The following is a 428-nucleotide window of genomic DNA, read 5'->3' as shown; positions in this document are numbered from 1 at the left end:
CTTCCCCAACATGCAGGACGAGGACGGAACGGTCGCCGTCTTCGACGGCCAGGGTTCGAACGCGTTCGACGTCGAAACGACGACCCAATCCGTTCCCTCCGGTAGTTACACGTTGGAACTGGGCGTCGGGACGGTCGATCTTCAGGGCAGTTCCGGCGGCATCGACGTGGTGGTCGAAGACGAGAGCGGGGCCGTCCTCGGGTCGACGACGCTCGAAGACGGTGACTCGAACTCCGTCGTGTCCTTCAACGTGGGAACGATCGACCCCGAGCAGGACGTCACGGTCCGGTACACGGCGGACAGGCAGAACGACGACCTCGAGATCGACTACCAGCGGTTGGTCGAGCAGTAGCGGTCCACCGGACTGTTATCGCTGCTGATAGGTACGGCCGTTTGTTGATATACCACGCCCGAATCGGTTGAGCCAC

1 pseudogene is annotated in these 428 nt (G+C 62.1%); it reads left to right on the top strand.

Annotated features, from left to right (window positions below):
- Nucleotides 1-352, top strand: a pseudogene (locus EXE45_RS18045) (hypothetical protein); the annotation flags it as partial.
- Nucleotides 353-428: the final 76 nt, after the last annotated feature.

It is taken from the genome of Halorubrum sp. SP9 (assembly GCF_005435015.1).
GTDB classification, from domain to species: Archaea; Halobacteriota; Halobacteria; order Halobacteriales; family Haloferacaceae; genus Halorubrum; species Halorubrum sodomense.
The sequence above is the reverse complement of the archived record's forward strand: the minus strand, read 5'-3'. Positions and strand labels throughout refer to the sequence as shown.